This is a genomic window from Halobacillus sp. BBL2006 (assembly GCF_000786645.1).
Lineage (GTDB): Bacteria > Bacillota > Bacilli > Bacillales > Halobacillaceae > Halobacillus.
Genome location: NZ_JRNX01000463.1, coordinates 1 through 5,373 on the forward strand (window position 1 = coordinate 1; position 5,373 = coordinate 5,373).

The window sequence follows — 5,373 nt, forward strand, 5'->3', positions numbered from 1 at the left end:
AAAAAGAGAATAAAATAGAGAGAGATGCACGTTTAGAGACTTCATAATGATACGAAAATCATTCAGATATAGTTAGAACGTCCCTAAATGAATGGGAGGAAATTTTTATGCTTCATACAAAGACATCTCAAATAGAGGAGATTATCGGCGAAGCTATTGCAAAAGCTCGCCAGTATAAAGAGCCGCAGTTGATAAGCGTAGTCGATCAGATTGACTATAACGACCCTTACCAGTTCATGGACAATGGTCAAGCAGTCGATGATCACCGTTTGTTTTGGAAAAGTGCTGAAGAGGATTTCACCTTGGTGGGTATTGGTACGGCTAGCAAACTGTTTGCGACAAATGAACGTCGATTTAGAGAGGTTCAATCCCTTTGGAATGAAATTCGCGAACATGCTGTTATTTATAACCGGTATGGCGAAAAGGGAACTGGAATTGTTGCATTAGGTGGGTTCAGCTTTGATCCTCAACAGGGGGAGTCATCGCCTTGGGAAGCTTTTCCGGATAGTCAAATGACGATTCCAGCCTACCTTTTAACGAATAAAAATGGTCAATCGTTTCTCACAACAAACGTGTTGATTTTCCCAGAGGATCATCAACAGCAAATCGTTAATCAGATTGCTGACCACCGTGAAAAGATTTTAAACTATTCACAGCGAGACCTTCGCTTGCCAGAGCGGACAAAAGCTGTAGAAGTTTCACCCGAAGAATGGAAAAGATCTGTTAAAGCTGCTACCGATGACATTAAAAAAGACTTATTAGAGAAAGTAGTTCTTGCCCGTGAACTGCGTGTTTCATTTCAAGAGCCTGTTCAGATTGCAGCGGTTATACAGGCCCTGGCAGAAACCCAAGACAACAGCTATATATTTGCCTTTGAAAGTGAAGGGGAGTATTTTGTTGGCGCTACACCAGAGCGATTAGCGAAGGTAGAAAAGCGTGAGTTGGTCTCCACTTGTTTAGCCGGAACCGTTCCAAGAGGTAGAACGGAAGCAGAGGATCATCACTTAGGTCAAGGCCTTTTAAACGATCCAAAAAACCGCTCAGAACATCAATTTGTTGTTGAAATGATTAGAGGAGCGGTAGAGGCATGTTCTACAAACGTTCATATTCCGGGAGAGCCTGTGCTCTATCCGCTTCGAAATCTACAGCATTTATATACACCTGTACGGGCTACTTTAGATGAGGGGTATACAATTCTTGATGTCATTGAACGTCTTCACCCTACGCCTGCCTTAGGTGGAATGCCACAGAAAGAGTCAGTCGAGTATATTCGTCATCACGAAACGTTGAATCGAGGGTGGTATGCGGGACCGATTGGATGGTTTGACGATCACAATAATGGAGAATTTGCTGTTGCTATCCGTTCAGCGTTAATCCAACATGACAGTGCTTCTTTATTCGCCGGCTGCGGGGTAGTCGAAGACTCTGATCCTGAAGCAGAGTATGAGGAGACGGCTGTCAAATTGAAACCGATGCTGTCTGTTTTAGGGGGATGTTAATGGAACACGTGGAATCTTTAACTAAATATGTTACTCATTTTGTCGATCAACTTGCTTTTTCAGGAATCGAGAATGTCGTCATATCACCGGGCTCAAGGTCAACCCCTTTGGCGATGGCGTTTGCTGAAAATCGGGACATTGAGCATTGGGTTCATTTAGATGAGCGATCTGCTGCCTTTTTTGCCCTGGGGATGGCGAAAGAGCAGCAAAAACCGGTAGCGATCGTTTGCACTTCTGGTACGGCAGCCGCTAATTACTATCCTGCGGTTGTAGAAGCTTTCTACAGTCGTGTGCCATTAATCGTATTGACGGCTGACCGTCCTCATGAGTTAAGGGATGTAGGTGCCCCGCAAGCAATTGACCAAACCCATATGTTTGGTCAATATGTGTGTTGGTATAAGGATATGGCTTTACCTGAGCCAGGTCTTCATACGTATGCAAGAAGACAGGCAGCTCGTGCTGTAGAGGAAAGTGTAGGTGGAAAAAAAGGTCCTGTTCATTTGAATATGCCTTTCAGAGAACCTCTTGTACCAGATTTCACTTTAGGCGGGTTATGGCGTGATGCTGCAACCCCCATACCAAAAGCCGCTGCAGGCAAATCGGTATTGACGAAGGAAGAAATGATGCAGCTGACAGAAAGGTTGAATCATAATCAACAAGGTGTCATCGTTGTCGGTCCTTTTAATGATTCTAGTCTGGCGGGGCCGATAACGACCCTTGCTTCACGATTAGGGGTTCCGATTCTATCCGATCCTCTTTCTGGTCTTAGGTCAGGAGAACATGATAAAAGGAACATCGTGGAAAACTACGATGCTATACTGAAATCTACTGAATTGCAGGAACACCTCCAACCGGACTTTATCCTTCGATTTGGCGCCATGCCTGTTTCAAAGGCTTATTTAAAATGGGTACAGAAATTAGGAGGCGAAGTCGATCACTTGATTGTCGATTCGTATAATAGTTATCGGGAGCCTGCAGGGGTTTCAGCCCAATTCATTTGGTCTGATCCGGTACTCTTGTGTGAACAGCTGGCTGATCAATTAGCAGAGGGAAGCCTTGAAACAGATTGGCTAAACAAGTGGAAAAACCTTAATAAAACAGCTAAGGATCTTATGTTAAAAGAACCGGAAGAACCGTTAAATGAAGGACATGCTGTCGTTTACTTGTCTGAATCTCTATCAGAGGGTTCTAATTTATTTGTAGGAAATAGTATGCCTATTCGTGATGTTGACAGCTTTTTTATGTCTACACCAAAGGATATTAGGATTCTTACCAACAGAGGGGCGAATGGAATTGATGGAGTTGTATCCAGTGCGATAGGATCAGCCGTCTCCGGGCGACCGACAACACTTCTTCTCGGTGACATTTCCTTTTTCCACGATTTGAATGGATTGTGGATGGCTAAACATTATAAAATTCCATTGACGATTGTTGTTATTAACAACAATGGCGGAGGGATTTTTTCATATCTTCCTCAAGTGAATGAAGAAAAGCATTTTGAAGAATTATTTGGGACCCCTGTTAATCTTGACTTCTCGCATGCCATTCAAATGTTTGGTGGAACCCATAAAAAGGTGGAGACGTGGTCAGACTATAAACAAGCTTTAGAACAGAGTCAGCATTACGATGGAATTTTTGTTATTGAAGCCCTGACCAGTCGTAACGATCATGTGGATTTTCATAAAGCCAAATGGGAAAGTGTAAAAGAAGCGGCCTTATACGGGAGTGACGAGTAATGTATAAAACTGTGCGTGGCCGTACCTATTGGATCGAGCAAAGTGGAGAAGGCCCAGTACTCGTAATGCTGCATGGGTTTACAGGGAGCACCCGCACGTATGAAGAAGTGATTCAGGATTTTTCGGAATCTCTTCAAATCGTGAGAATCGATCTCCCCGGGCACGCAAATACAGGATCAATCGGAGTACTGACCATGGAGCAGTTTTGCCGTGATCTTCATGAACTGCTGCTACAAATGAATTTCCATAAGGTCAACATTCTTGGATATTCTTTGGGGGGGAGGACGGCCTTATCGTTTTCAGTTTTGTATCCTGAAATGGTCGATAAGCTAATCTTAGAGAGCGCTTCCCCAGGGCTGGATTCATCTGAAGATCAACTTGCCAGGCAGGCTCAGGATGAAGGTTTGGCTAGAAAAGTGATGGAAGATGGAATTGAATCATTTGTGAAGATGTGGGAAAACATCCCCCTTTTCCAGTCGCAGATAAGTTTGTCAGAAGAAGCGAAAAATAAACTGCGTGAAGAGCGTTTCAGTCAGGATCCAAAAGGACTATCAGAATCACTGCTTGGTATGGGGACTGGGAAGCAGCCTTCATGGTGGGACCGACTGGGTTCGATAACAGCAGAGGTTCTCCTTATCACCGGGGCAGAGGATACCAAATTCCATAGCATTAATGAGCGAATGATGAAAGAACTTCCTGAGGCAGAATGGATTTCTGTACAGCAAGCAGGTCATACTGTACATCTCGAAGAACCAAGTATTTTTGCTAAAATTGTAGAAGACTTCATGATACAATAGTAATTGCGTGCAAGCGTTTCATGAAAGAAACTCACTATACAAATTCAAGGAGGATTTTATATGTCTTTTGATTGGGTTCGCGAACGCGAATACGAAGATATTTTATACGAAACTTTTGAGGGGATCGCTAAAATTTCCATTAATCGACCGGAAGTTCGTAATGCTTTTCGTCCACAAACCGTACACGAGTTGATTGATGCATTTGCCTATGCGAGAGATGATTCCAAAATCGGAGTGATTGTTCTTGCGGGTGTAGGCGATGATGCATTCTGTGCCGGCGGAGATCAAAAAGTAAGAGGGCACGGCGGTTATGTAGGGGATGACCACATTCCACGTTTGAATGTGCTGGATTTACAGCGTTTGATTCGCGTCATTCCAAAACCAGTAGTAGCGATGGTATCCGGGTATGCAATCGGTGGAGGTCACGTCTTACATATTGTGTGTGATCTGACGATAGCAGCAGACAACGCTATTTTTGGACAAACTGGCCCTAAAGTCGGAAGCTTTGATGCGGGATATGGTGCTGGTTTGCTTGCGCGTATCGTAGGGCATAAGAAAGCGCGTGAGATCTGGTACCTTTGCCGTCAATACACGGCGAAAGAAGCTGAAGAAATGGGTCTTGTCAATACTGTTGTTCCACTTGACCAACTAGAGGCTGAAACGGTGCAATGGGGAAGAGAAATGCTTGAAAAATCTCCAACCGCATTACGTTTCTTAAAAGCATCCTTTAATGCAGACACTGATGGGCTGGCAGGTCTTCAGCAAATGGGCGGCGATGCTACATTGCTTTACTACACTACTGAAGAAGCAAAAGAAGGTCGTGACGCATTCAAGGAGAAGAGAAAACCTGACTTTGATAAGTTTCCTCGTTTTCCATAATGGAAAGGCCAAGGGACATTCCTTCAGAAGGAGTGTCCCTTTATTAAATTTAAAAGAAAGAAGGGATCTTAATTGAACGAAACGATTCCTCATTGGCTTGAAAAGCAATATGATTTAAATCCGAATCACACAGCCATTGAACAACCTGATGGTTTTTCTATGAGTTTTTCACAACTGCGTAACAAAAGCAGAGCGCTGGCAGCAAATATGAAGGCAGAGGGGGTTAAAGCTGAAGATCATGTCGCGCTTCTTATGAATAATCAAAAAGAGTACCCTATTTTCATCCATGCGATCAGCTATATTGGTGCGACTGCTGTGCTATTGAATACGAGGCTGACTCCAAAAGAACTTACCTTCCAATTAGTGGATGCAGATGTCGCGTGGTTATTCATAGGAGAGGGGCTTGTAGAAAAGGCAGAACAGGCGGTGAGTGAAGCTCCCGATTTATCCGAGAAATACGTC

General features: G+C 43.8%; 5 protein-coding genes. All 5 read left to right on the forward strand.

Annotated features, from left to right (window positions below):
• Positions 1 to 107 precede the first annotated feature (107 nt).
• The gene (locus LD39_RS13730) at positions 108 to 1,499 is read left to right on the forward strand and encodes an isochorismate synthase MenF (RefSeq protein WP_035548017.1); all 1,392 of its coding nucleotides are present in this window, start codon (positions 108 to 110) and stop codon (positions 1,497 to 1,499) included.
• A complete protein-coding gene (menD, locus tag LD39_RS13735) occupies positions 1,499 to 3,235 on the forward strand; it encodes a 2-succinyl-5-enolpyruvyl-6-hydroxy-3-cyclohexene-1-carboxylic-acid synthase (protein ID WP_035548020.1) in 1,737 nt (578 codons plus the stop codon). Before LD39_RS13730 ends, menD begins: the two co-directional genes overlap by 1 nt.
• Positions 3,235 to 4,032, forward strand: a complete 798-nt coding sequence (gene menH, locus LD39_RS13740) for a 2-succinyl-6-hydroxy-2,4-cyclohexadiene-1-carboxylate synthase (RefSeq protein ID WP_035548025.1) — start codon at positions 3,235 to 3,237, stop codon at positions 4,030 to 4,032. The genes menD and menH overlap by 1 nt, the downstream gene beginning before the upstream one ends.
• A 60-nt stretch (positions 4,033 to 4,092) precedes the next feature.
• Positions 4,093 to 4,911, forward strand: coding sequence for a 1,4-dihydroxy-2-naphthoyl-CoA synthase (gene menB / locus LD39_RS13745; RefSeq protein ID WP_035548027.1), 819 nt, complete (start codon positions 4,093 to 4,095; stop codon positions 4,909 to 4,911).
• A gap of 72 nt (positions 4,912 to 4,983) precedes the next feature.
• Positions 4,984 to 5,373 (forward strand): AMP-binding protein (locus LD39_RS13750; RefSeq protein ID WP_035548030.1); only part of this gene is annotated, 390 nt, incomplete at its 3' end.

Bases quoted from the DNA above. Each gene is read 5' to 3' on its own strand.
- menB (WP_035548027.1), top strand. From the start codon at position 4,093: ATGTCTTTTGATTGGGTTCGCGAACGCGAATACGAAGATATTTTATAC.
- menH (WP_035548025.1), top strand. From the start codon at position 3,235: ATGTATAAAACTGTGCGTGGCCGTACCTATTGGATCGAGCAAAGTGGA.
- menD (WP_035548020.1), top strand. From the start codon at position 1,499: ATGGAACACGTGGAATCTTTAACTAAATATGTTACTCATTTTGTCGAT.
- LD39_RS13730 (WP_035548017.1), top strand. From the start codon at position 108: ATGCTTCATACAAAGACATCTCAAATAGAGGAGATTATCGGCGAAGCT.